The sequence below is a fragment of the Nonomuraea sp. MG754425 genome (assembly GCF_021699195.1).
Classification (GTDB): Bacteria; Actinomycetota; Actinomycetes; order Streptosporangiales; family Streptosporangiaceae; genus Nonomuraea.
This window is the reverse complement of the sequence record NZ_SSXE01000150.1, coordinates 1-25,741: the sequence shown is the minus strand read 5'-3', so window position 1 is coordinate 25,741 and position 25,741 is coordinate 1. Positions and strand designations below refer to the sequence as shown.

Below are 25,741 nucleotides of genomic sequence, written 5' to 3'. Positions count from 1 at the left end.
GTGCAGCATCGGCGAGTCGTGCCCGACGAGCTTGGCCAGGTGGGGCGTGACGAGCATCTCGGAGTCGAATCGGAACACGCTCATGGCGATGTGCTCGTCGCCGAACCGGGCCTCGACTCCGGGGACGTCGCGTAGCTGCTCGATTTCCGAGAGCGTGATCCGGATGCGGGTGGAGACGGTCAGCGGGACGTTCTCCACCTCCTCGCGGCGGCGGGTGACCTCGCTGTCCGGGTCGCCGACCAGAAACCGGATCTTGCAGCCTTGCTGGGTCTTTCGCTTGAGGACCTTGGCCAGGTTCGGATGTTCCAGCCACAAGAAGTAGTTCGTGTAACCGGCGAAGACGATCTCGTTGCGTGCTGAGTTGATGAGATTGCGCCAGATTGATTTCGGGCATGCGGAGCGATACGGATAAACGGTCAGGACTTCCTTGTCGGGTCCCGTTTTCACGGTATTGCGAATTGCGTCTGGCCATAGCACTGCTGTCTCAGCTCCTAGTGCCTCTGCGGCGGCCCATTGGTGTCGCATGTGAGGAATACGTGTTTCGTCCTGCAACCAGCGTTCCACCGTCTTGATGTCCACGCCACATCGGTCGGCCAAGTTCTGGTTCGTGACCTGGGCGTTAAGCATCGCGCTGCGTAGGGGGACGTTGGCCACGGTACACCTCGAAGCGGGGACGTCAGGGACGTTTTGAGCGTAACTCCATAACGTCCTGGACGTCTCGATAACGCGGTGGGTTCGTATCGCATGGGTAAGCACGCTGTTCCCTTGTCCACACCGGTAATTCTCGAAGACCTCCAGGCGGCTTTTCCTGGTTGGTGCATTTGGCGTAGTTCTGCGGGGCGTCTCTGGGCAACGCGAAACGGCCGACACCTCTCCCGGCGAGAGGTGGATCACGGCCTCTGCCAGACGATGGACGCGGACGACATCGCCCAGCTCGCCGAGCAATTGAGGGAGCAGAACGCAGCGGAGCGGGCGCTGTGAGCCTTCCTTCGCCCCGACCGGAGCCACAGGCCGCCCTGGCCGAGGCCCTGACCGCTCAGGGCATTCCCGCAGACGTGCACGACGGCTACGGCGTGCCAGGCTGAAGTGATCCCCTGCACTACACCCGGAAACCACCACGGGCAGCGACCCGGGCGAATCGATGGCAACCCACGGTGCGCGAAAGGGTGCCACCCGGAAGAGTGACACCCTCAACGACCAGCGGAAATCTGGTCGGGACGACAGGATTTGAACCTGCGACCCCTTGACCCCCAGTCAAGTGCGCTACCAAGCTGCGCTACGTCCCGGTCGGTCGGCCGCCTTCGACGGCGTGCCGGCCGGACCACCTTACCGGACAAATCCGAGCCGCCCCGCAGGCGCCGATACTCGCTCCTTTGTATGCCACAGTGAAGCTTAGTTAGTATGCTTCAAGGCATACTAGTTAGGTGACGTCAGTGCAGAAGCCGCAAAGAGTGTTGGCGCGGGACGCCGAGTGGGGGGCCCTGGCCCAGTTCGTCCGGCATCCGGATCCTTGCCTGCGCATCGGCGTCGTGTCCGGGCGGCGCAGGGTGGGCAAGAGCTTCCTGCTGCGTGCCTTCGTCGAGGCCGTGGACGGTCTGTACGTGACAGCCGTCGCGGAGGAAGGCGTGGTCGCCGCGCGGCGGCGACTGGCGGCGGGGATCGCCCGGTATGCGGGGATGCCGGCTGAGCTGATGGCCGACACGAGCTGGGAATCCCTGCTCGCCACGGCCATCGAGCTGACGTCGGCGCGCGAGGGCGGTGCGCCGGGAGTTCTCGTCATCGACGAGTTGCCGTACTGGATGGCGCACTCTCCCGAGGTGCCCGGCCTGCTGCAGTTGCTCTACGACCGGTCTCAGTCGGGCGAAGGCGTGCCCGGTGGGCGCGTGATCGTCTGCGGGTCTGCCACGTCGGTGATGAACGAACTGCTGTCCGGCACCAAGGCCCTTCGTGGCAGGGCGGCGCTCGACCTCCGCCTGCAGCCGTTCGAGCTGGGCACCACGGCCAGGCACTGGGGAATCGAGGACCCCGGCGCGGCGTTGCGGGTGCACGCGATCCTCGGCGGTTCTCCTGGTTACCGGAACCTGGCCAATGTCCCGGCTCCGCGCAGTGCCGCCGAGTTGGACGACTGGGTGCCGGCCACCGTGCTGGATCCAAGGCAGGCGCTGTTCTCCGGCAGCGAGGCCGAATACCTGTTGCGCGAGGATCCCAAGTTCACGGGGAGCGCGCTGCACTACGCGATCATCAACGCGGTCGCGAACGGAGCCACCAGCCCGGCGAAGATCGGCGGGTCGGTGGAGCGGCCGCGTACGTCGCTGACGCGGCCCGTCAACGGGCTGGTGAGTGCCGGATACCTGCGATACGACACCGACCCGCTGTGGGACCGGCGTCCGGTGATCACCGTCGCCGATCCCATCGTGCGCTTCCACAACCTGGTCACCGTGCCGCAGCGCGATCTCGTCGACACGGGGCGGTCGGCGGAGGGCTGGCGTCGCGCGCGGCCGGCCTTCGTGGCGGGCGTCCTGGGGCCGCACTTCGAGCTGTGCGCGCGGGAGTGGCTCAGGGGGCAGGCCGATCCGGCACTCCGGCGGGACGCGGGCACGGTCACGGCGACGGTCGTCAACGACAGGAAAGGGCAGGCCAAGCACGAGATCGACGTCATCGCGCTGGACAGGCGGGCGGGTCGGGCGGTCATCAGCGTCGTCGGGGAGGCCAAGGCGACCATGACCCGGCGGAGCCAGGCGGACCTTGATCGGTTGGATCGGCTCAAGGGGCTGCTGGGCGAGCACGGGCATGACGCCGCGTCAGCCGTGTTGGCGCTGTTCTCGATGGAAGGCTTCCAGCCGGACCTCGTCGATGTGGCGCGCCGCAGGGGGGATGTGCTGCTGGTGGGGCTGCCGTCCCTGCTCGGGTGGGAGGAGCCGCTGGTGGTGCCGCGCGGGCGGTGAGCGGGTGTCCCAGGGGAGCCAGCCGCTCAAGCTGGGCCGGGTAGGGGCCCGCTCGGGCGGTCGGTCATTCGGGCGGGCCTCGCCGTCGCTCGCTCGCGCGTCGAAGAGATCAGCCGCGCGGCCTCTAGACGATCGTACTAAAATATGGTCATGCGTACTATTATTCGCTCGACCGGACGAAAGGCGACGTTCACCGAGGCGGCTCGCCGGGCTCAGATCGTCGAGTGCGCCATCGAGGCGGTGTGCGAGTTCGGCTACGCGGGTGCGTCGCTGAGTCGGGTGGCCAAGCTGGCCGGGATCAGCAAGGGCGTCATCACCTACCACTTCGCCAGCAAGGCGGAGATCCTCGAAGAGGCCGTGGCCGTGGTGTACGAGCGCGGCGCCGAGTTCGCCCTGCGGACGCGGTCCGAGGCGTTCGACGACGACGCGGACCCGCGGGACGCCCTCCGCGCGTACCTGGAGACCAACCTCGCCTACATCGCGGCGCATCCACGGGAGATCAATGCCGTGGTCGAGATCACCCGTGGGCACCGGGACGCGGACGGGCGGCCGGTGTTCGGCTCGGCGTGGGAGGAACGCGAGGTCATCGAGCCGCTGGAGGAACTCTTCCGCGAAGGGCAGGAGCGGGGGCGCTTTCGCGACTTCTCGCCGCGCGTGATGGCCGTCGCGGTGCGGCGGGTGATCGACGGCTTCACCTTCCAGATGCTCGCGCACCCGGACACCGACGTCGCCGGCTTCACCGCCGAGGTCGTCGCCCTGTTCGAGCACGCCACGCGCGCGGGAAGCGAGTCGCCATGAGCGTGCCGTCCCGGCTGTTATACGTCGACAACCTGCGGGTCTGCCTGACGATGCTGGTCGTCGCCCATCACGTCGCGCTGGTCTACGGGAACCTGCGGGTCTGGCCGAACGCGCAGCCGCCGCCGACCGTGGGGGAGGGGCTGCCGCTCGACGCGTTCGTCCTGCTGAACCAGACCTTCTTCATGGGGCTGTTCTTCCTGCTGTCGGGCCTGGTCGCGCCGGGCTCGCTGGATCGCAGGGGGCCGAGGGGGTTCGCCGCCGATCGGCTGAGACGGCTCGGGATCCCGTTCCTGATCTTCCTGGTGCTGTTGCGGCCGATCTACACGCTGCCCACGTACCTGGACCTGCCGGTGGGGGAGCGGCCTTCGTACGGGGTGTTCTATCTGACCGAGTCCGACATCGGGCCGATGTGGTTCGTCGAGGTGCTGCTGATCTTCTCCCTCTGCTACGCCTTCCTGCGGCGACCGGGCCGGGCGGGTCCCGTGGCCGGGCGGCTGAGGGCGTGGCACATTCTGGGGTTCGCGCTGGTGCTCGGAGCCGTCACGTATCTGTGGCGGGTGCTGGTGCCGCTCGGGACGTACGTTCCCGTCCTCGGGCTGCCGAGCGCGGCCTACCTGCCGCAGTACGTCGCCCTGTTCGCCGTCGGCGTCGTCGCCCACCGGCGGGGCCTGCTGAGTGAGTTGCGGCGGCCGGTGCCGCTCGGGCTCGGGCTGGTCGCCGCGTCCCTGGTGCCGATGGTGGCGCTGGGCGGGTACGAGACGCTCGCTCCCGAAGGCGCGCCGCCCGCGCTCGCTCCGGCACACCTGGGGTTCGCGCTCTGGGACTCCCTGTTCGCGACCGGGACGATCCTCCTGCTGCTCGGCCTGTTCCGGCGGTACGCGAACGTCGCCGGCCCCCGCGCCCGGTTCCTCGCACGCAACGCCTACGCCGTCTACCTCGTGCACGCCCCGATCATCGTGGGGGTCGTGGCGATGGCGCGCCCGGTCGAGTTCGCCGCCGTGCCGAAGTTCCTCGTCGTGCTGCCGATCGCGATGGCGCTGAGCTGGCTGGTCGCGGGCCTGGTCACGCGCCTGCCCTGGTTCCGGACCGTGCTCTGAGCGGGCCGCTCACGCCGCCCAGGCCCTGACGAAGGTCTCCACGGCGTCCCGCGCCATCGTGCGCAGTTCCGCGTCCTCAAGAGAGCGGGTGCCGAGCTGGGTGCGGGCCTCCAGGGGGCCGAGGAGCAGGGCGAGGAACTGCTCGGCCGTGAGGTCGGGGTCGGTGGCGCGCAGGCGGCCGGCCAGCGCTAGGCGGGCCAGGCGGTCGGCGAGCGCCCGGGTGAGCCGGTCGGGGCCGCTCTCCTTGACGATGTCGAGGATGTCGGGGAAGTGGGTGATCTCCGAGTAGAGGAGCCGGCGCAGCGCGCACGAGCGGCCGTCGGTGTGCAGGCGGAGCAGGGTGTGGGCGACCTCCTCCAGCGTGGCGTGCAGGTCGTCGCCGGGGGTGGCGAGCGGCTCCAGGGCCGCGATCCGCTGGTCGAGGATGGCGCGCGCGGCGGCCTCCATGGCGTTTCTGAACAGCGTGGCCTTGTCGGTCATGTGGTTGTAGACCGTCGGCTTGGCCACGCCCGCCTCCCGGGCGATCTCCTGGACGCACGCCTGGGCGTAGCCCTCCCGCGCGAACACGGTGAACGCGCCTTCCAGGATCGCCTGCCGCTTGTCGATGCGCCCCCGCGTGGTCGTCGCCATGCCGTCGATTGTACTCCTTGGTTCAACTCGATGGACGGGCGAGTTGCGTGCGGACGCGTAAGATAATTATGTTGAACCCATGAGTTCAAATGAGAGCGAGCTGGACGGGCGGTTGCTGCGCACGATCGCCGTGGTTCTGCTCGGCGGGCTGCTCGGCATCCTCAACAGCACGATGGCCGCCGTCGCCACCCCCACCCTGGCCACCGCCTTCGACACCTCGCTGAGCACGATCGGCTGGGCGTCCACCGGGTTCCTGCTGGCGGTGACGGCCACGATCCCGTTCACCACCTGGGCCGTCGACCGTTACGGCGGCAAGCGGCTGTGGGTGGCGGGCCTGGCGTTGTTCCTGGCGGGGTCGCTGGCCGCCGGACTGGCCTGGGACGTGGGAAGCCTGATCGTGTTCCGCGTGGTCCAGGGGGCCGGGGCCGGGCTGCTCGACCCGCTCGTGCTGATCCTGCTGGCCAGGGCCGCGGGCCCGCAGCGGGCCGGACGGGTGATGGGCCTGATGGGCGTGGTGCTGTCGCTGGGGCCGGTGCTCGGGCCGATCGCGGGCGGGGCGATACTCGGCGCGCTGACCTGGCGGGCCATGTTCCTGATCAGCGTCGTCGTCGGGATCGTGGCGCTGGTGCTTGCGCTGCGGGTGCTCCCCGCCGACGAGCCGGCCGCCGACCGGCCGGCCTCCTCGCGGCTGGACGTCGTGGGCCTGGCGCTGCTCGGGCCCGGCTTCGCGGCCGTCGTGCTGGCGCTGTCGCAGACGGCCGAGCAGGGGGCGTTCGCGGTGTGGCAGGTGCTGACGCCGCTGGGCCTGGGCGCGCTGCTGCTGATCGGGTACGCCGTGCACGCCCGGCGTCCCGGACCGCTGATCGACCTGGGGATCTTCCGCAGCCGCAGCTTCGACGCCAGCGTCACGATCATGGGGCTCGGCGGGATGGGCCTGTTCGCCGGGCTGTTCGCGCTGCCCCTGTACTACCAGCAGGTCCACGGGCACGGCGTGCTGACGGCCGGGTTGCTCATGGCCCCGCTCGGGCTCGGCGGGTCGATCGCGATGCCGCTGGCCGGGCGGCTGTCCGACCGGCTCGGCGCGCGCGGCCTGGCCGCCGCCGGGGCGGTCGTGGCCGTGCTGAGCGTGCTCGCGCTCACCCGGATCGGGCCCGGCACGCCCGAGGTGTGGCCGGCGCTGGCGGCGCTGACGTTCGGCCTGGGCAGCGGGTGCTTCAGCGCCCCGACGATGGGCTCGCTCTACCGGACGCTCCCCGGGCCCATGGTGGCGCAGGGCAGTTCGGTGCTCTACATGCTCAACCAGCTCGGCGCGGCGCTCGGCGTCGCCCTCGTCACGCTCGTCGTCCAGACGGCCGGGGACACGGTCAGCGGGTTGCGCGGGGTCTTCTGGATCGCGGTGGCGGCCAACGTGATCGTCCTGGCGCTCGTCCCGCTGCTGCCCGGCCGGGTCCGTACGCCGGAGGCCGTCCGTACGAAGGAGCCCATGATTGGCTAATTCGGTTGCAGAGGGTATGGGGGATCTGGCCAGATAGATCGCGTTCGGAGTGTGACCGGGAGGAGGCGATACGAGATGACGTACAACGAGGTGGCCGGGACCCGGCGTCCGCTGAGGATGTGGACGGATCCGGAGACGGTCGAACCGCAGGCGATGCAGCAGCTTCGCAACGTGGCGAACCTGGAGTGGGTGCACGGTGTCGCCGTCATGCCGGACGTGCACCACGGCAAGGGCGCGACGGTCGGCTCGGTCATCGCGATGCGCGACGCGGTCTCGCCGGCGGCGGTCGGCGTGGACATCGGCTGCGGCATGACGGCTGTGAAGACCTCGTACCAGGCTTCGCAGCTCCCCGACAACCTCGCCTACCTGCGCGGAAAGCTTGAGCAGGCGGTGCCGGTGGGCTTCGGGCACCACAAGCGTCCGGTCGATCCGGGCAAGGTGCACGGTCTGAAGACGGCCGGGTGGGCGGAGTTCTGGAAGGACTTCGACGACCTCGCCCCGGCCGTGAAGGCGCGGCGCGAGCGGGCCGAGGTGCAGATGGGCACGCTCGGCGGCGGCAACCACTTCCTCGAGGTGTGCGCCGACGACGAGGGCTGGGTCTGGGTCGTGCTGCACTCCGGGTCGCGCAACATCGGCAAGGAGCTGGCGGAGCACCACATCGGGGTGGCGCGCGGGCTGTCGCACAACCAGGGGCTGGTCGACCGCGACCTCGCGGTGTTCCTCGGACGTACCCCGGAGATGGACGCCTACCGTCGCGACCTGTTCTGGGCGCAGGACTACGCGCGGCGCAACCGCTCGGTGATGATCGGGCTGGTGTGCGACGTGCTGCGGCGTCACCTGCCGGACATCTCGTTCGAGCAGCCGATCTCCTGCCACCACAACTACGTGGCCGAGGAGCGGTACGACGGGGTGGACGTGCTCGTGACCAGGAAGGGCGCGATCCGGGCGGGGTCCGGCGAACTGGGGATCATCCCGGGCTCGATGGCCACCGGCACCTACATCGTCAAGGGCCTGGGCAGCGGCGCGGCCTTCAACTCGGCCTCGCACGGCGCGGGCCGGAAGATGAGCAGGAACAAGGCCAAGAAGACGTTCACGGTCAAGGACCTGGAGGCGCAGACGGCCGGCGTGGAGTGCCGCAAGGACTCCGGCGTGCTCGACGAGATCCCGGGGGCCTACAAGGACCTGGAGTCCGTGATGGCGGCCCAGACCGACCTGGTGCAGGTGGTCGCGCACCTGCGGCAGCTCATCTGCGTCAAGGGCTGAGGCCGGAGGGCGGCGGGTTCCCGCCGCCCTCCGGCGCGCTCTTCGGTGGCAGCCCCGCCACTATGTTCAGCACGATCCAGGGGATCAAGAAGCCGACGTTGAGGATCAGCACCGCCGTGCCCGTCACCGGGGTCGCGTTCAGCGCTCGGGCCGGATCTTCAAGACCATGATCAAGTCACGCCGACTCCCGCACGACCAGTTCGGCCGGTAGCAGCACCGGCTCGTCCGTGCCGCCCTCGAACAGGCCCAGCAGCAGGTCCACGGTCGCGCCGGCCCAGTCGGCCATCGGGCTGTGGACGGTGGTCAGCGGCGGGGTCGTGTAGAGGGCGGCCTCGATGTCGTCGAAGCCCACCACCGCCACGTCGTCCGGCACCCTGCGGCCCGCCTCGCGCAGCGTGCGCAGGGCGCCGACGGCCATGAGGTCGTTGGCGGCGAAGACGGCGTCGAGGCCGGGGTCGTCCTGGAGGAGCTGGCGCATGGCGTCGGCGCCGGAGACGCGGGTGAAGTCGCCGATCGCGACGATCGAGCGGTGGCCGGTCTCGCGCAGGACGCCGGTGTAGCCGGTGAGGCGCTCCTGCGAGGCGATCATGTCCAGCGGGCCCGTGATCGTGGCCACCCGCCGCCTGCCCTGCCGCAGGAGGTGGCGGACGGCCAGGTCGGCGCCGCCGAGGTTGTCGTTGTCCACGTACGGGACGGCCGGGTTCGTACGGCCCAGGGAGACGATCGGGATGCCCTTGCGGGCCAGCGAGGCGGGCAGCGAGTCGGCGCCGTGCATGGAGACGAGCATGACGCCGTCCACGTGACCGGCCGCGACGTACCGGGCGACGCGGGCGCGGCTGTCCTCCGAGCCGGCCAGCATGAGCACCACCTGCTTGCCCGCCGCCTCCAGCTTCCTGCTGGCCTGGCGGACCACGGCCGAGAACATCGGGTCGTCGGAGACCAGCCCCTTCGGCGGGTCGGAGACGACGAGGGCGACGGCGTTCGTGCGCCGGGTGGCCAGGTTGCGGGCCGCGGCGTGCGGGACGTAGCCGAGCTCCCTGACAGCTCTCAGCACGACCTCGCGGATGGACGGCGCGACGGTGGTGGCGCCGTTGATCACTCGGGAGACGCTGGACTTGGAGACGCCGGCGCGGGCGGCGACGGCTTCCAGGGTGGGCCGGTTCACATCACTCCTCCGCGCTCCCGCCGAGAGAGCGCTCCCCAGCAGGGTGGGACGAGGGGCCGCGGGGAGTCAAGACCAGGGCACATCCCGATGTTTCTCGGGGACCGGGAGAGCGCCGCGGCCGTCCGGCAGGGGAGGGGCCGTTCACGCTGGTGGGCAGGGCAGGAAGGCTTCCAGGGACCGATGAGAGAGCGCTCTCTCATGCGTCACCGAGGTTTCCACGGGGTTAACGCACGCCTTGACAGGCGTTACCGGCGCGAGCACTCTCCAAGTCAGGGAGCGCTCCCTCGAACCATCCCCCCAGTTTGACGGAGACGTTGTGACTCCACCTCTACGTCGTCTGGCGGCACTCGTCGCCTCAGTGATCACTATGTCGCTGGTGTCGGCGCTGCCCGCCGTCGCCGCCGACCCCCTGCTCTCCCAGGGCCGCCCCGTTACCGCCTCCTCCACCGAGAACGCCGTCGCCTTCCCCGCCTCCGCCGCCGTGGACGGCGACGCGGGCACCCGCTGGTCCAGCGCCTTCTCCGATCCGCAGTGGATCCAGGTGGACCTCGGCACGACCGCGACCATCAGCCAGGTCGAACTGAGCTGGGAGGCCGCGTACGCCACCGCCTTCCAGGTGCAGGCGTCGGCCGACGGCACGACCTGGACCACCCTGCACACCACGACCACCGCGACCGGCGGCAACCAGACCCTGGCCGTCTCGGGCAGCGGCCGGTACGTCCGCGTCCACGGCACCCAGCGCGCCACCCCGTACGGCTACAGCCTCTGGGAGTTCAAGGTCTACGGCACCGGAGGCGGTGGCGGACCGGGCGGCGACCGGCTGCTGTCGTACAACAAGCCGGGTGTGGCCTCCAGCTCCCAGAACGACGGGAACTGCTGGGAGTGCACGCCGGCCAGGGCGTTCGACCTCGACCCCGCCAGCAGATGGGCGACGGCGGCATGGTCGGACCCGGGCTGGATCTACGTGGACCTGGGCGCGACCGCGCAGATCAGCAAGGTCGTACTGCAGTGGGACCCGGCCTACGCCAGGTCGTTCCAGATCCAGACCTCGCCCGACGCGGCCACCTGGACCACGGTCTACAGCACCACCACCGGCACCGGGTTCAAGCAGACGCTGAACGTCAGCGGCTCCGGCCGCTACGTCCGCATGTACGGCACCCAGCGCTCCGGCCCGTACGGCTACAGCCTGTGGGAGTTCCAGGTGTACGGCACCGGCGGCAACCCCACCGACCCGCCGGCCCCGCCGAAGGACCCGGCCAACCCGCCGGCCCTGGTGTGGAGCGACGAGTTCAACGGCGCGGCGGGCGGCAAGCCCGACGCCGCCAAGTGGCGGGCCGACCCCGGCACCGGCCCGAACAACGAGCTGGAGTACTACACCAACCACGACAACGCCTCCATGGACGGCCAGGGGCACCTGGTCATGGAGGCGCGCAAGCAGGCCACCCCGGGCTCCGCCTGCCCGGCCGACCCGCTGACCGGCAGCACCACCTGCCAGTACACCTCCGCCAGGATGAACACCGGCACGAAGTTCCACTTCACCTACGGCCGCGTCGAGGCCCGGATCAAGGTGCCGAAGGGGAACGGGTTCTGGCCGGCGTTCTGGATGATGGGGGCCGACTTCCTGACCGGGCGGCCGTGGCCGTACAACGGCGAGATCGACATCATGGAGGTCCTCGGCAAGGACGTGAAGACGTCCTACTCGACCGTGCACGCGCCCGCCTACAACGGGGGCGGCGGCGTCGGGTCGCCGTACACGCTGACGAGCGGCGCCGACTTCTCCGACGACTTCCACGTCTGGGCCGCCAACTGGGACAGCAATGGCATCGTCTACACGCTCGACGGGCGGACGGTGTTCACGATCAGCAAGGACCAGGTGGAGCAGACCCGCGGCCCCTGGATCTTCGACCACCCCTTCTACATCATCCTCAACCTCGCCGTGGGCGGTGACTGGCCGGGGCCGCCGAACGCCGCCACGCCGTTCCCGTCCCGGATGCTCGTCGACTACGTGCGGGTCTACCAATGAGACTCCGTGCGGGTCCGCCGATGGGACCTCGTGCGGGTCTGCCGGGAATCTTCGTCAAAGGAGCCGCCATGCGCGTCTTGGCGCTGTTAGCACTGCTGCTCGGCACGTTCACCGTCAGCGCTCCACGCCCCGCCGGGGCCGAGGTCGTCCGGGTGGCGGAGTTCCTCGCCGACTGCCCGTTCAGCCACCGGCTGCCGGACGACCCGATCATCTTCCCGGGCCTGCCGGGAGCCTCGCACATGCACAGCTTCTTCGGCAGCCGCGTCACCAACGCCTACACCCAGCTCTCCGACCTGCAGAACGGCGCCACCAACTGCAACCCGGCCGTGGACAGGTCGTCGTACTGGGTGCCGACCCTCTACCAGGACGGCGCGCCCGTCGAGCCGGCCATCGTCACCTTCTACTACCTCGGGGAAGGGGTGCGGGACGACATCATCGCCAGGATCCAGGCGCTCCCGCTGGGGCTGCGGATCGTGGCGGGCAACGCCAAGGCGACCGCCCCGGACGACTCGACGATCTCCCGGTGGTCCTGCCTGCACGCCGGGCACGTGGGGGCCTCCAAGGACTTCGTCAACTGCCCGTCCGGGACCATGCTGGAGTCGTACCTGGACTTCCCGCAGTGCTGGAACGGGCGGGACCTGGACTCCGCCGACCACAAGAGTCACATGGCCTACCCGGTCGCGGGGGCCTGCCCGAGCACGCATCCGGTGCCGGTGCCGAAGCTGCGGCAGGTGATCCGGTACCCGGTGAGCGGCGATCCGTCGCACTTCCGGCTGGCGTCGGGCGCCGGGTTCACGATGCACGGCGACTTCTTCAACGCCTGGCCCGCAGACGAGATGGAACGCCGGGTGCGTGACTGCATCCGGCCGATCATCAAGTGCGGCGCCGACGGGCGTCCTTCGTAACCATGTGTGTCCGGGCGGGGTCCTCCCGCCCGGACCTGTTGCCCGGAGGTGGGTTTTGCGGTGGTTCGCGCTGCTGCTGGCAGGGGTCGTGTTGCTGGGCTGCTCCGCGAAGGAGCCGCCCGAGGCGGCGCGGGCCGCTCCCGCCGGCGACGGGACGTTCACGACGACCGACGTGGCCTGGCTGCAGCTCGCCGACGCCCTGCACGCGCGGGCCCTGCCGCTGCTGGAGCTGGCACCCGAGCGCGCGGACAGCCGGTCGCTGACCAGGCTGGCGGCCCGGCTCGTCAAGGAGCACGCGGCCGGGCGCGGACGGTTGCGCGCCCTGCTCGCCCGCGCCGGGGTGACGGAGGAGAACCCGCACACCCAGCACGACATGCCCGGCATGCCCACGGCGGGGGACCTCCAGGAGGCCGCCGGGTTGCGCGCGGGCGCGTTCGACCGGCGCTTCGCCGCGTTGCTGCGCACGCATCTGGAGCAGCTCGTCCGGGTGGCCGACGGGGAGCGCGGCTCCGGCGGTCAGGCGGAGGTGCGGGGGCTGGCGGCGGCGATGGCGCGCGAACACGCGGCCGACCTCGCCGAACTGGAGCGAGCCGCCGCCGCGTAGCCGGCCGGCGCTCGTCGCCCGTGGTCTCGACGGCCCCGCTCGACAGCAGCACCACGCGCCCGACGCCGCGCTCAATGGGCCGGGAGGCTACGCCGTCCAGGCCGCGGTGGTGTCGAGGCGCTCGCGCCACGTCTTCTCGCCGCCCCCGCCCGGCTCCCAGCGGGCGCAGAAGTCGAGCAGGTCGTCGCAGCGCTTCAGCATGGCCTCGTGGCGTTCCGGCCAGGAGGGGACGAGCTCGCCGTAGGCGGCGAAGAAGTGCGGCAGCAGCGGCACGTGCTCGGGGTGGTGGCTGCGGACGATCCACTCCACCCAGGCCAGGTCCTCCACCGGGCGGCCGGGGTGGGCCCACTCCCAGTCGAGGATCGCGGCGGTCTCGAACGTGTCGGGATGGAAGAGCATGTTCTGGGGGCCGTAGTCGCCGTGCACGATGCCGAGCCGGTGGATGCGGGCCAGCATGCGTCCGCACTCGGTGAGCACCTCGATCGCCCGGCCGTCGTCGAGGAGGTCCTGGCCGTGGGAGCCGTCGACGAAACGGGTGGTCAGGCTCGTCGAGGTGATCTGGTGGACGCGGGGGACCGGCAGGCGGCCACGCAGTCGCCGCAGGTATCTGCTCTCGGTGCTCAGCCTGAAGGCCGCCTCGGGACCCTCGTAGCACTTCACGACCAGGGCGCCGTCGCCGAACGTGCTGTTGGTGTACCCGTGCTTCACAAGGGACGATTCTGGCGCATCCGGGCCCCCGCCGGGTCCCTCGGCACGCCGTTCGCGCGGCTCCGATACACGATGTAAGGACGGAACAAATAGCCCAACGGCGCGGAAAGCGCGTGCACCAAGCGGCTGAACGGGAAAAGTACGAACAGCACCATCCCGATCAGCGTGTGCACCTTGTAAAGCACGCTCGCGTGCCCCATCGCCTCCGTCTCGGGCCGCAGCACGAAGATCCCCCGGAACCAGGGGGCCACCGTGGTCCGGTAGCTCACCTCGCTGGGCAGGAACCCCGCCACCGTCGTCACCACGCCCGCGATGATCGCGGCCCCGAGCACCACGTACATCACCTTGTCGTTGACCGTGGTCGCCATGAACACCGGGCCGTTGGTGCGGCGGCGGTAGACGAGCAGCACCAGCGCCACCAGCGTGGCCACCCCCGCCAGCCCGCCCCAGACGAGCGCGTTGACGTGGTACGCCTCGTTGGACACGCCGACCGCGTCGGTCCAGGACAGCGGGATGAGCAGGCCGGTCACGTGGCCGACGATCACGAACAGCAGGCCGTAGTGGAACAGCGGGCTGGCCACGCGCAGCAGCGGGCTCTCGTAGAGCTGGGAGGAGCGGGTGGTCCAGCCGAACTTGTCGTAGCGGTAGCGCCAGATCAGCCCGCCCACGAAGATCACCAGCGTGACGTACGGCGCGACCGTCCAGAGCATGCTCTCCGCCCAGCTCACCCGTACACCCCCACGCTCTCGGCCGGCGGTCCGGCCGCGGCCAGCCGGGCGGCCCTGGCCCGCTCGGCGCCGGTGATCGGGGGCAGCGCCGCGCAGATCGTGCCGACCACGTGCCGGTACGGCGAGTCGCGCTCGGTCAGGGCGGTGCGCAGCAGCTCCAGCCCGGCCCGATGCTCGCGCAGCAACGCCATGCCCGACGGGTCGAGCGCGGCGAACTCCAGCATGACGGGCAGGAAGTCGGGCAGCTCGTCGTCCATCAGCTCCCAGCCCGCCGTCCGGTAGCGGACCTTCAGCGCCGCCAGCGCCGCGCCGCGGCGGCGGGTGTCGCCGTGGGCGTAGTAGGTCAGGTACAGGCAGCAGCGCCGCTGCAGGTCGAACGTCTCCACGTAGTGCGCGGCCAGCTCGCCCGGCCCGAGGTCGGCGGCCGACGCGAGGAAGCTCGCGAAGTGCGGCTCGGCGGCCTCCCTGATCAGCGGCAGGCGGCGCCAGAACCGTTCGTCGGGGTAGGCGAGCAGGTGGGCGGCGGCCTGCCAGACGATGGCGGTGGTCATGGCTTCTTCTTCTTCTTCTTCGGAGGGAAGAGCCCGGCGGGCGTGCCGCGAGCGTCCCAGTTGAGCAGGTTGACCCGGTTGTGGCTGATCCCTTCGCTGGTCTGGCGTTCCTTCAGGCCGTGGAAGGTCTCGATCGCGACCGGCACCGGACGCCCCGACGCCTCGCCGAACGGCTGCTGCATGCCGGGACCGCCGTCGTAGTCGAGGCTGCAGCCGCCCTCCTCGACGACGCCGGGCACGTTGCCGTACGCGGTCGGGATCACGTAGCGCTCGTCGTACTTGGCCAGGGCGAGCAGCCGGTACATGGCCGTCAGGTCCTCCTCCGACAGGCCCGTGTCCAGCGGGGGCGGCGGCTCGCCGAGGTTGACCGCCCGCATGTGCGACCGCATCGCGGCCAGCCGGCGCAGCGCGAACGTCACCGGCTCCGGGTCGCCCGCCGTGAACAGCTCGGCCAGGTAACCGATCGGGATGCGCAGCGCGTCGATGGCGGCGAACAGGTTGCCGGCGTCCTCGCCGTCGTGGCCGGTGGTGGACAGGGCGTCCACGACGGGCGAGAGCGGCGGGACGTACCAGACCATGGGCAGGGTGCGGTACTCCGGATGCAGCGGGAGCGCGATGCGGTAGCGCTTGATCAGGTCGTAGACGGGCGACCTGCGGGCGGCCTCCAGCCACTCCTGCGGCAGCCCGGCGGCCTCGGCGACCGGGTCGTGCGGGTCGATGAACAGGTCGAGCTGCGCCTCGTACAGGTCGCGCTCGTCCGTCACCGAGGCGGCCTCCGTGACGCGGTCGGCGTCGTACAGCAGCACGCCGAGGTAGCGCAGGCGGCCCACGCACGTCTCCGAGCAGACCGTCGGCAGCCCCACCTCCAACCGCGGGTAGCAGAACGTGCACTTCTCGGCCTTGCCGGTCTTGTGGTTGAAGTACACCTTCTTGTACGGGCACCCGGTCACGCACATGCGCCAGCCCCGGCACCGGTCCTGGTCCACCAGCACGATGCCGTCCTCGGCCCGCTTGTACAGGGCGCCGGACGGGCAGGAGGCCACGCACGACGGGTTCAGGCAGTGCTCGCAGATGCGCGGCAGGTAGAACATGTACGCCTGCTCGAACGCCAGCTTGACGTCCTCCGACAGCTTGCCGAGGATCGGGTCGGGGCTCGGGTCGCCGCCGAGGTTGTCGTCCCAGTTCGCGCTCCAGCCGATCTTCATCGGCTCGCCGCTGATCAGGGACCTGGGCGGCGCGACGGGGACGTCGTCGGTCAGCGGGGCGTTGGTCAGGTTCTCGTAGTCGTAGGTCCAGGGCTCGTAGTAGTCCTGGATGGAGGGCATGAGGGGGTTGGCGAAGATGGTCATCAGCTTGCGCAGGCGGCCTCCGGCCTTGGGCTTGAGCTTGCCCCCGCGGGTCAGCTCCCAGCCGCCGCGCCAGCGTTCCTGGTCCTCGTAGCGCCGTGGGTAGCCCTGGCCGGGGCGGGTCTCGACGTTGTTGAACCAGACGTACTCGACGCCCGCCCTGTTGGTCCACGTCTGCTTGCAGGTGACGGAGCAGGTGTGACAACCGATGCATTTGTCGAGGTTCATCACCATGGCGATCTGGGCCATCGGCCTCATCAGTAGCGCACCTCCTGTGACCTGCGCCGGATGGCGGTGATCTCGTCGCGTTGGTTGCCGGTCGGGCCGAGGTAGTTGAAGCCGTACGAGAGCTGGGCGTGGCCGCCGATCAGATGCGTCGGCTTGACGAGGACCCTGGTCAGGGCGTTGTGGATGCCGCCGCGGGCACCCGTGGCCTCCGACTTGGGCACGTCGATCAGGCGGTCCTGGGCATGGTGCATGTAGACGGTTCCCTTCGGCATGCGGTGCGAGACGATCGCCCTGGCCACCACCACGCCGTTGCGGTTGACAGCCTCGATCCACTCGTTGTCGGCGATGCCCAGCTCGGCGGCGTCCTCGGTGGAGATCCAGATCGTCGGGCCGCCTCTCGACAGGGAGAGCATCAGCAGGTTGTCCTGGTACTCCGAGTGGATCGACCACTTGCTGTGCGGGGTGAGGTAGCGCAGGGCGCCGCTCTCGCCGTACAGCGCGGCCAGGTCGAGCGGGGGGCGGTAGATCGGCAGGGCCTCGCCGTACTCGTGCATCCAGTCGTGGTCGAGGAAGAAGTGCATGCGGCCGGTCAGGGTGTGCCAGGGCTTGGCGTGCTCGACGTTGATCGTGAACGGGGAGTAGCGCCGGTCGTGCGACTCCTTGCCCGACCACTCGGGGCTGGCCGCGACGTGGACCGGCCTGGCCTGGGTGTCGCTGAAGACGATGCGGTGCCCTTCGTGGATGAGGTCGCCGAAGTCCGTGCCCGTGCGCCGGGCGAGCTGCAGGAAGCCCTGGGTGGCCAGCCGGCCGTTGCTCACGCCCGACAGGGCGAGGATGGTCTCGCACGCCTTGGCCGCGGTGTCCATCTCCGGCCGGCCCTTCGCCACGCCGCGCGGCACCAGGCCGCAGCGCTGGCCCAGCCAGGTCACCTCCTCGTCGGGGAGGAACGTCACCCCCTTGACCGGGATGCCGAGCTGCTCCGTGAGCGGGCCGAGAGAGGCGAGCTTCTCCGCGACGGCGCCGTAGTCGCGCTCGACCACCTTGAGGTCGGGGCCCTTGACGCCGGCCAGCTCGCCGGGCGTGTCGTGCTGGTGGGCGGTCGCCACGACATCCCTGCGCACGCCGAGGTGGTCCTTGGCCAGGGCGCTGAAGGCGCGGGCGATGGCGTGGAAGGTGGTGAAGTCCGTCCTGGTCTCCCAGGGCGGGTTGATGGCCGGGTTGAAGGCGTGCACGAACGGGTGCATGTCCGTCGATGAGAGGTCGTACTTCTCGTACCAGGTGGCGGCCGGGAGGACCACGTCGGAGAAGACGGTGGAGCTGGTCATCCGGAAGTCCAGCGTGACGAGCAGGTCCAGCTTGCCCTTCGGCGCGCGCGGATCGGGGTTCTGCAGGTTCGTCCGCGTGCCGAGCAGGTGGTGCAGGAAGTACTCGTTGCCCTTGGCGGAGGAGCCGAGCAGGTTGGAGCGCCAGAGGGTGAGCACGCGGGGCCAGTTGCGCGGGTCGTCCGGGTCCTCGACGGCCAGCCTGAGCCGCCCCGACTCCAGCTCCGCGCGGGTGTAGGCGATCGGGTCGTCCGCGTCGCCCAGGTCGAGGGGGTTGCGGTCGAAGGCCGGGGCCATCGGCATCCAGCCGTTGCGGACCGACTCCGTCACCAGGTCGGCGGTGTGCTTGCCGCGGAAGTGGCCCCTGGCCAGCGGGCTGGTCAGCTCACTGGCGTCGAAGTGGTCGTAGCGCCACTGGTCGGTGTGCAGGTACCAGAACGGCGTGCCGGGCACCTGCCTGGGCGGCCTGGACCAGTCGAGCGCGCCCGCCATGAGCTGCCAGCCCGCCAGCGGGCGGCACTTCTCCTGGCCCACGTAGTGCGCCCAGCCGCCGCCGTTGCGGCCCTGGCAGCCGGTCAGCAGCAGGAGCGACAGGAACGCCCGGTAGATCGTGTCGCCGTGGAACCACTGGGCCGCCCCCGCGCCCAGGATGAGCATGCACCGGCCCTGGGTGGCCTCCGCCGTCCTGGCGAACTCCCTGGCGATCTTGACGGCCCGCTCGGCGGGCACGCCCGTGATGGCCTCCTGCCAGGCGGGGGTGTAGGGCTGCTCGGGATCGTCGTAGCTGCTGCCCGGGTGCACGCCGTACTGGGCGAGCAGCAGGTCGAAGACCGTGGTGACGATCCGGCCGGCGACGCGGGCGACCGGGACGTCCCTGCGCACGGAGTGGCCGCCGTCGAAGCGGGGCAGCAGGATCGGCGCGCGCTCGCCCCCGTCCAGGGTCAGCCTGGGCGAGACGTCGAGGTTGAGGTTCCAGCGGCCGATGCCCGACTCGGTCCAGCGGAACCCCGCCGAGCCGTTCGGCACCACCGGCTCGCCCGCCTCCGACATCATGACCGTCTTCCACTCGGCCGACTCCTCCTGCGAGCCGAGATCCCTGGCGGTCAGGAAGCGGCCGGGCACGTACGCGTCCCCGTGCTCGTCGAGCGTGACCAGGAACGGCAGGTCGGTGAAGCGTTTGACGTAGTCGGTGAAGTACGGGGTCTGCCGGTCGACGAAGAACTCCCGCAGCAGCACGTGCCCCATCGCCATGGCCAGCGCGCCGTCGGTGCCCGGCCGCACCGCGACGAACTCGTCGGCGAACTTGGCCGCGTCGCTGTAGTCGGGCGAGACCACCACGACCTTCTGGCCCCGGTAACGGGCCTCGGCCATCCAGTGGGCGTCGGGGGTGCGGGTGACGGGGACGTTCGACCCCCACATGATCAGATAGGCCGCGTCCCACCAGTCGGCCGACTCCGGCACGTCCGTCTGGTCGCCGAACACCTGCGGGGAGGCCACCGGGAGGTCGGCGTACCAGTCGTAGAAGGAGAGCATGGCGCCGCCGATCAGCGACACGAACCGCGCTCCGGTGGCATGGGAGACCATCGACATCGCGGGGATGGGGGAGAACCCGGCGACCCGGTCGGGGCCGTACGCCTTGATCGTGTGGACGTGCGCGGCGGCGATCATCTCGGTGGCCAGGTCCCAGGAGACGCGGACGAGGCCGCCGTGGCCCCTGGCGCTCTGGTACCGCTCCCGCTTGTCCGGATCCGTGGTGATGTCGGCCCAGGCGGCCACCGGGTCGCCGTTGAGGCGCTGCTTCGCCTCCGCGTACATCTCGACCAGCACGCCCCGCGCGTACGGGTAGCGCACCCGGGTCGGCGAGTAGGTGTACCAGGAGAAGGCGGCGCCGCGCGGGCAGCCGCGCGGCTCGTACTCCGGCCGGTCGGGGCCGACGCTCGGATAGTCGGTCTCCTGCGTCTCCCAGGTGATGATGCCGTCCTTGACGTACACCCGCCACGAGCACGAACCCGTGCAGTTCACGCCGTGCGTGGACCTGACCACCTTGTCGTGGCTCCACCGGTCGCGGTAGAAGGCGTCGCCCTCCGTGCCGCCCTTGAGGAAGAGGGTGTGCAGGTCGCCGGTGGTGACCGACCGGCGGAGAAAGCGGCCCGTCTTCAGCAAAAGCTCCTCGGCGGTCATACCCCCACTTCATCACAGAAGGTAACCCTCTGTTACACAGGGTGTATGTCTGAGCTTCGTAAAGGTTCTGGGCAGCACGAAGGGACCGGGCCGCTCAAGGGCCAGGCGCGCAACCTCGTGCTGGCCACGCTGGCGTTCGCGGTGACGTTCTGGGCCTGGAACCTCATCGGGCCGCTGTCCGGGAGCTACAGCAGGCAACTGAGGTTGTCGCCGACGCAGACCTCGCTGCTGGTCGCCATCCCCGTGCTGGTCGGCTCGCTCGGACGGATCCCCGTGGGCATGCTGGCCGACCGGCTCGGCGGGCGGCGCATGTTCGCGATCATCTGCTTCGTGTCGATCGTGCCGGTGCTGTTCGTCGGCTGGTCCGACTCCTACGGCTGGCTGCTGTTCTGGGGGTTCCTGCTCGGCATCCCCGGCACGTCGTTCGCCGTCGGGATCCCGTTCGTCAACGCCTGGTACGAGCCCGAGCGCCGCGGCTACGCGACCGGCGTCTTCGGGGCGGGCATGGGCGGCACGGCGCTGTCGGCGTTCTTCACCCCACGCCTGGTCGAGCAGTTCGGACGGCCGGGCACCCACCTGCTCATGGCCGCCGTGCTGGTCCTCATGGGGGTGATCATGCTGGGCGGCAGCCGCGACTCCCCCCGCTGGACGCCCGCCACCGGCTCCGCGCTGCCCCGCATGCGGGAGGCCGTGAAGATCAAGGCGACCTGGCAGTGCGCGTTCCTGTACGCGGTCGCCTTCGGCGGGTTCGTGGCGTTCTCCACGTACCTGCCGACGCTGCTGCAGAACGTCTACCACTTCGCGCAGACCGAGGCCGGGCTGCGCACCGCCGGGTTCTCGATCGCCGCCGTGCTGTCCAGGCCGCTCGGCGGCACGGTCGCCGACCGGATCGGGCCCGTCAGGGTGATGATGATCTCACTCGGCGGGACCGCGCTGATGGCGCTCGTGCTGGCCTTCAAACCGCCGGTCGAGGTGCCCGCCGGGCTGAGCTTCGTGCTCATGGCGTTCTTCCTCGGGCTCGGGACCGGCGGCGTGTTCGCGCTGGTCGCCAAGGTCGTGGAGGCGTCCAGGGTCGGGACCGTGACCGGGCTGGTCGGAGCCGCCGGTGGGCTCGGCGGGTACTTCCCGCCGCTGGTGATGGGGATCGTCTACACGGCCACCGGGGCGTACACGGTGGGCTACCTCCTGCTGGCCGTCACGGCGGTGGCGGCGCTGGTGTACACCGTGCGGGCCTTCCGGTCGGCGACCGCATGACGAAAATGGTTTGCCGGGCCCGGTGACACCTTGTCAGTGTTGTGAGGTTATGCGCTCCCTTCCTGAGGCCGATCCCGGCGTGCCCGACATCCGCAGCCCGCTGCGCTACCTGTGGTGGACGGCGCGGCGCCAGGCCGTGCCCCTGCTCGGCGGCATCGGCTTCGCCAGCCTGTGGTGGCTCGTCCAGGCGCTCATGCCGGCCGTGCTCGGCCAGGGCATCGAGGCCGTCACCGCCAAGGACACCCGTTCCCTGCTGATCTGGTCGGCGATCCTGCTCGGGCTCGGGCTGCTGCAGGCGTTCACCGGGATCATGCGGCACCGGATGGCCGTCTACAACTGGCTGGCCGCCGCGTACCGCACCGTCCAGCTCACCTCCAGGCACGCCGCCCGGCTGGGGGCCACGCTGCCGAAGCGCCTGTCGACCGGCGAGGTCGTCAGCGTCGGGAACTCCGACATCGCCCACATCGGCAACTCCATCGACATCCTGCTGCGCGGCGTCGGCTCGATCCTGGCCATCGTCGCCGTCACCGTCATCCTCATCTCCACCTCGCTGCCGCTCGGGCTGCTGGTGCTGTTCGGCGTGCCGCTCATGGCGGCCGCCGTCGGGCCGCTGCTGCGCCCGCTGCACAAGCGGCAGCAGGCGCATCGGGAACTGGCCGGTGAGCTGTCCACCCGCGCCGCCGACATCGTCGCCGGGCTGCGCGTGCTGCGCGGCATCGGCGGGGAGCAGGTCTTCTCCGGCCGCTACGGCTCGGAATCGCAGCGCGTACGGCACGCCGGGGTGAGCGTCGCCAGGGTCGAGTCGGTGCTCGAAGGCGCCCAGATCGTGCTGCCGGGCCTGCTCATCGCGATCGTCACCGGCGTCGGCGCCTCGTTCGCCGTCGCCGGAGACATCCCCACCGGGCAACTCGTCGCCTTCTACCTGTACGCGGTCTTCCTCATCGGCCCCCTGCGCACCCTCACCGAGGCCGCCGACAAGCTCACCAAGGGCCACGTGGCCGCCGGCCGGGTGATCCGGATCCTGTCCATCCAGCCCGAGGTCACCGGAGGCGCCGGCAGCAGCGAAGGCGGCGTGCTGCGCGACTCCTACAGCGGTGTCACGCTCCAGCCCGGCTCACTGACCGCCGTCGCCGCGAACACCCCCGAGGACGCCATCGCCATCGCCGACCGGCTCGGCCGCTACACCGACGGCGACGTCACCTTCGGCGCGGTGGAACTGCGCACCCTGCCGCTGGAGCAGGTCCGCTCCCGCATCCTGGTCGCCGACAACGGGGCCCGGCTGTTCAACGGCACGCTCCGCGACGAGCTCGACGTACGCGGCGAGGCCACCGACACGCTGATCCGCGAGGCCCTGCAGGCCGCCTGCGCCACCGACATCGTCGAAGCCCTGCCCGACGGGCTCGACGCCGACGTCTCCGAGGCCGGGCGCGAGTTCTCCGGCGGGCAGCAGCAGCGGCTGCGGCTGGCCAGAGCGTTGCTGGCCGACCCCGAGGTGCTCATCCTGGTCGAGCCCACCAGCGCCGTGGACGCCCACAGCGAGGCCCGCATCGCCGGCCGCCTGGCCAAGGCGCGCTCCGGGCGCACCACCATGATCTGCACCACCAGCCCGCTGGTGCTCGACCGCGCGGAGCACGTGATCTACGTACACGACGGCCGCGTACTGGCCGAGGGGACACACCGGCAACTGCTCGGCATGTCCCCCGAATACGCCGCGACCGTGACCCGCGGAGAGGACTGACTGATGGCTCGCGAGATCCTGCCGGTCGCCGACCGGAGACAAGTGCGCGCCTACGCCAGGCGGCTCACGCTCAAGTACCCGCGCCGGCTCGCGATCGCCCTCGCCCTGCACGGCCTGGCCGCCGTCGCCGGGCTGGTCGTCCCGTGGCAGCTCGGCAAGCTGGTGCAGAACGTCCAGTACGGCGTCGAGGTCAACGTCACCCTGGTCGCGGCGGCCATCGGCGCCTTCCTGCTGCTGCAGGGCATCCTCATCCGGTTCGCGGTGCTGGCCTCCGCCAGGCTCGGCGAGAAGGTGCTGGCCGAACTGCGCGAGGAGTTCGTCGACCGGGTGCTCGGCCTGCCCCTGTCCACCGTCGAACGGGCCGGCTCCGGCGACCTCATCACCCGCACCTCCCGCGACGTGGACGCCCTGTCGCGCACCGTGCGGCACGCCGTGCCCGAGACACTCATCGCCATCGTCACCTTCGTGATCACCATCGGCGCGCTGGTGCTGGTCAGCCCCCTGCTCATGCTCCCGATGCTGGTGGCCGGCCCGCTGCTGTGGATCGCCACCCGCTGGTACCTGCGCCGCGCCCGCGACGGCTACCTGCGCGAGAACGCCGCCTACGCCGACGTGACCGAAGGGCTGGCCGAGACCGTCGAGGGCGCACGGGCCGTCGAGGCGCTGGGCCTGCGCGAGCGCCGCCGCGCCCGTACCGACCGGGACATCTCCCGCTCGTACGCCGCCGAACGCTACACCCTCGGCCTGCGCACCAAGTGGTACCCCGCCGTCGAACTCGGCTACGTGCTCCCCGTGGTGGCCGCGCTGCTGGTCGGCGGCCTCTTCTACGCCAACTCCTGGGTCACCCTGGAGCAGGTGGTCACCGCCGCCCTCTACGCGCAACAGCTCATCGACCCGCTCGACCGGTTCCTGATGTGGGTGGACGAACTGCAGGTCGGCGGGGCCTCGATGGCCCGGCTGCTGGGGGTGGCCAACGTCCCCGACGACCGCACGGCCACCTCCGACCGGCCCACCGGCGAACTGCTGGAGGCGTCCGACGTCCGATACGCCTACCGGGAGGGACGCGACGTGCTCCACGGCGTCTCCCTGACCGTCCAGCCGGGGGAGCGGCTGGCCATGGTGGGGCCCTCCGGGGCCGGCAAGTCCACCCTCGGCCGGCTCCTGGCCGGCATCCACGGACCCCGCACCGGAGCCGTCACCGTGGGCGGTGTGCCACTCGTTGACCTGCCCCTGGACGGACTGCGCGGCCACGTCGCGCTCGTCACCCAGGAACACCACGTGTTCAAGGGCACACTGCGCGAGAACCTGCTGATCGCCCGTCCCGACGCCGCCGACCCCGACGTGCTGAAGGCCCTCGAAGCGGTGGACGCGCTCGACTGGGTCCTGGGGCTGCCGTCCGGGCTGGACACCGAGGTGGGATCGGGCGGGGCCGCCGTGTCGCCCGCGCAGGCGCAGCAACTTGCCCTGGCCCGCCTCGTCCTCGCCGACCCGCACACCCTGGTCCTGGACGAGGCCACCTCCCTCATCGACCCCCGCGCCGCCCGGCACCTGGAACGCTCGCTGGCCGCGGTGCTCGACGGGCGCACCGTGATCGCCATCGCCCACCGGCTGTACACGGCGCACGACGCCGACCGGGTGGCGGTGGTCGAGGACGGGCGGATCAGTGAGCTGGGGGCGCACGAGGAACTGGTGGCCGAGGGCGGGTCGTACGCGGCCCTGTGGCGAAGCTGGCACGGCAACCCGACCGGTACGTCTTCCTGAGTGCCCGTGTAGGCCGACCTGGGGGAGACGGATCGTGCGGGCCGCCGACCGACGCTGATGATCACCGCTTTCCAGGGTTGTGGCGGGCGGGGGCGCAGCGGCGGGTGACTTGCCGTCGTGCGGTGGGCGCTATGGGTGCGGTTGTCGACGCCGTCGTTGTGCGTCTCTCCCGAACGGAGCCGGCGATCGGTTCGTACACGGGGCCTGAGCCGGTCGGCTCGTCCGGTGTGGCCGCTCGCCCGCTCGGCCCTGTTTGCCCAGGTGGGAATGCGTGGTCGGGTCGTTGATCCACCGCTCGGTGGGGCTCCCACCCCCGCCCGTGCCCTGGAGGCCGACCGTGCTCTCTGGGAGTGACCCGGGTGCCGGTCCCCCACCTCGGAGACCAGGGAGCGCTCGGGCCGCCAGTTGCTCGTACGCCTCCACGACCAGGCCCCTGGAGACCTGGAGACCTGGAGACCTGGAGACCTGGAGGTCGGCGGCGAGGCGGGTGGTGGGCAGGCCGGCAGGCGGATGCCCAGGGTGAGCCGGCCGCCCCGAACGGACTCGCGAACCTCTGACTGACCCACCGTGCGCTGAGGCTCTGCCGGTCGTCGCTTCCCGACCCTCGAACCCGCGCCCCGAACCGATGCGCGACCCTCGACCCGCGCGCCGAGGCGATGTCCGGACCTCGAACGCGCGCGCCGACGCGATGCGCGACCCTCGACCCGCGCGCCGAGGCGATGTCCGGACCTCGAACGCGCGCGCCGAACCGATGCGCGAATCTCGAACCCGCGCGCCGAAGCGATGCGCGGACCTCGAACCCGCACCCGGACCGCATCCCGGAGCCGCACCCCGAACCCGAAGGCCGAAGGCCGGAGTCCGGAGTCCGAACTTCGGGAGCCCGGGAGCCCGGGAGCCCCGGAGTCCAAACCCCGATGGCCGTAGCCCGGGTGGCCTGACGGGGTGTCCGGAGGGATCGAGAGGTCTTGGAGTAGTTGGCCGGGGTGGGCGGTGGAGGGG

The 25,741-nt window shown here is 70.7% G+C and carries 19 protein-coding genes and 1 tRNA gene; 11 read left to right on the top strand and 9 right to left on the bottom strand.

Translation table 11 applies throughout. From position 1 onward, the window contains the following. A partial coding sequence (locus FAF44_RS38470; protein WP_237108296.1) for a hypothetical protein occupies positions 1 to 654 on the bottom strand: 654 nt, incomplete at its 3' end. Between the two features lie 555 nt (positions 655 to 1,209). Further along, positions 1,210 to 1,286, bottom strand: a tRNA-Pro gene (locus tag FAF44_RS38465). A gap of 138 nt (positions 1,287 to 1,424) precedes the next feature. Here FAF44_RS38465 and FAF44_RS38460 point away from each other — a divergent pair. The 3 genes from FAF44_RS38460 (at position 1,425) to FAF44_RS38450 (ending at position 4,840) form a co-directional block, all read left to right on the top strand. After that, the gene (locus tag FAF44_RS38460; RefSeq protein ID WP_237108295.1) at positions 1,425 to 2,945 is read left to right on the top strand and encodes an ATP-binding protein; all 1,521 of its coding nucleotides are present in this window, start codon (positions 1,425 to 1,427) and stop codon (positions 2,943 to 2,945) included. A gap of 150 nt (positions 2,946 to 3,095) precedes the next feature. Next, positions 3,096 to 3,743 carry a TetR/AcrR family transcriptional regulator gene (locus FAF44_RS38455; protein WP_237108294.1) on the top strand — a complete coding sequence of 216 codons (648 nt, stop codon included), beginning with the start codon at positions 3,096 to 3,098 and terminating at the stop codon, positions 3,741 to 3,743. Beyond that, positions 3,740 to 4,840 carry an acyltransferase gene (locus FAF44_RS38450; protein ID WP_237108293.1) on the top strand — a complete coding sequence of 367 codons (1,101 nt, stop codon included), beginning with the start codon at positions 3,740 to 3,742 and terminating at the stop codon, positions 4,838 to 4,840. The genes FAF44_RS38455 and FAF44_RS38450 overlap by 4 nt, the downstream gene beginning before the upstream one ends. A 9-nt stretch (positions 4,841 to 4,849) precedes the next feature. Here FAF44_RS38450 and FAF44_RS38445 read toward each other — a convergent pair whose 3' ends face one another. Next, positions 4,850 to 5,470, bottom strand: a complete 621-nt coding sequence (locus FAF44_RS38445; protein ID WP_237108292.1) for a TetR/AcrR family transcriptional regulator — start codon at positions 5,468 to 5,470, stop codon at positions 4,850 to 4,852. 79 nt (positions 5,471 to 5,549) lie between these two features. Between FAF44_RS38445 and FAF44_RS38440 the strand changes: the two genes are divergently transcribed. Together FAF44_RS38440 and FAF44_RS38435 are read left to right on the top strand one after the other, a co-directional pair. After that, positions 5,550 to 6,965: a DHA2 family efflux MFS transporter permease subunit gene (locus FAF44_RS38440; RefSeq protein WP_237108291.1), complete on the top strand. Its 1,416-nt coding sequence runs from the start codon at positions 5,550 to 5,552 to the stop codon at positions 6,963 to 6,965. Between the two features lie 75 nt (positions 6,966 to 7,040). Next, positions 7,041 to 8,228, top strand: a complete 1,188-nt coding sequence (locus FAF44_RS38435; RefSeq protein ID WP_237108290.1) for an RtcB family protein — start codon at positions 7,041 to 7,043, stop codon at positions 8,226 to 8,228. Positions 8,229 to 8,403: 175 nt separating this feature from the next. Here the strand turns inward: FAF44_RS38435 and FAF44_RS38430 are convergent, their stop codons facing one another. Beyond that, positions 8,404 to 9,393 (bottom strand): LacI family DNA-binding transcriptional regulator, encoded by a 990-nt coding sequence (locus FAF44_RS38430; protein WP_237108289.1) that lies wholly within the window; start codon positions 9,391 to 9,393, stop codon positions 8,404 to 8,406. A 367-nt stretch (positions 9,394 to 9,760) separates the two neighbouring features. Between FAF44_RS38430 and FAF44_RS38425 the strand changes: the two genes are divergently transcribed. From FAF44_RS38425 to FAF44_RS38415, 3 genes are all read left to right on the top strand, one after another. Further along, the gene (locus tag FAF44_RS38425; protein WP_237108288.1) at positions 9,761 to 11,416 is read left to right on the top strand and encodes a discoidin domain-containing protein; all 1,656 of its coding nucleotides are present in this window, start codon (positions 9,761 to 9,763) and stop codon (positions 11,414 to 11,416) included. A gap of 68 nt (positions 11,417 to 11,484) precedes the next feature. Beyond that, positions 11,485 to 12,321: a DUF1996 domain-containing protein gene (locus tag FAF44_RS38420; RefSeq protein ID WP_237108287.1), complete on the top strand. Its 837-nt coding sequence runs from the start codon at positions 11,485 to 11,487 to the stop codon at positions 12,319 to 12,321. A 55-nt stretch (positions 12,322 to 12,376) separates the two neighbouring features. Beyond that, on the top strand, positions 12,377 to 12,925 hold the full coding sequence (locus FAF44_RS38415) for a DUF305 domain-containing protein (RefSeq protein WP_237108286.1): 549 nt from the start codon (positions 12,377 to 12,379) through the stop codon (positions 12,923 to 12,925). A gap of 87 nt (positions 12,926 to 13,012) precedes the next feature. On the opposite strand, the gene FAF44_RS38410 is transcribed toward FAF44_RS38415, so the two are convergent. From FAF44_RS38410 to FAF44_RS38390, 5 genes are read right to left on the bottom strand one after another with little or no spacing between them, the layout of a single operon-like run. After that, a complete protein-coding gene (locus FAF44_RS38410; protein ID WP_237108285.1) occupies positions 13,013 to 13,633 on the bottom strand; it encodes a phosphotransferase in 621 nt (206 codons plus the stop codon). Continuing rightward, positions 13,630 to 14,361, bottom strand: a complete 732-nt coding sequence (gene narI, locus FAF44_RS38405; protein WP_237108284.1) for a respiratory nitrate reductase subunit gamma — start codon at positions 14,359 to 14,361, stop codon at positions 13,630 to 13,632. The genes FAF44_RS38410 and narI overlap by 4 nt, the downstream gene beginning before the upstream one ends. After that, positions 14,358 to 14,912, bottom strand: coding sequence for a nitrate reductase molybdenum cofactor assembly chaperone (narJ, locus tag FAF44_RS38400; protein ID WP_237108283.1), 555 nt, complete (start codon positions 14,910 to 14,912; stop codon positions 14,358 to 14,360). The genes narI and narJ overlap by 4 nt, the downstream gene beginning before the upstream one ends. Further along, entirely contained in the window at positions 14,909 to 16,516 is a 1,608-nt protein-coding gene (gene narH, locus FAF44_RS38395; protein WP_237108282.1) for a nitrate reductase subunit beta, read from the bottom strand. The genes narJ and narH overlap by 4 nt, the downstream gene beginning before the upstream one ends. Then, on the bottom strand, positions 16,516 to 19,989 hold the full coding sequence (locus FAF44_RS38390) for a nitrate reductase subunit alpha (protein WP_237108281.1): 3,474 nt from the start codon (positions 19,987 to 19,989) through the stop codon (positions 16,516 to 16,518). The genes narH and FAF44_RS38390 overlap by 1 nt, the downstream gene beginning before the upstream one ends. Before the next feature lie 45 nt (positions 19,990 to 20,034). Here FAF44_RS38390 and FAF44_RS38385 point away from each other — a divergent pair, with 45 nt between their 5' ends. Genes FAF44_RS38385 through FAF44_RS38375 form a run of 3 tightly spaced genes read left to right on the top strand, consistent with a single transcriptional unit; the run spans position 20,035 to position 24,742 of the window. Next, the gene (locus tag FAF44_RS38385) at positions 20,035 to 21,243 is read left to right on the top strand and encodes a nitrate/nitrite transporter (RefSeq protein WP_237108280.1); all 1,209 of its coding nucleotides are present in this window, start codon (positions 20,035 to 20,037) and stop codon (positions 21,241 to 21,243) included. A 49-nt stretch (positions 21,244 to 21,292) separates the two neighbouring features. Beyond that, positions 21,293 to 22,981 carry an ABC transporter ATP-binding protein gene (locus tag FAF44_RS38380; protein WP_237108279.1) on the top strand — a complete coding sequence of 563 codons (1,689 nt, stop codon included), beginning with the start codon at positions 21,293 to 21,295 and terminating at the stop codon, positions 22,979 to 22,981. A gap of 3 nt (positions 22,982 to 22,984) precedes the next feature. After that, a complete protein-coding gene (locus FAF44_RS38375; protein ID WP_237108278.1) occupies positions 22,985 to 24,742 on the top strand; it encodes an ABC transporter ATP-binding protein in 1,758 nt (585 codons plus the stop codon). The last annotated feature ends 999 nt before the right edge of the window (positions 24,743 to 25,741 follow it).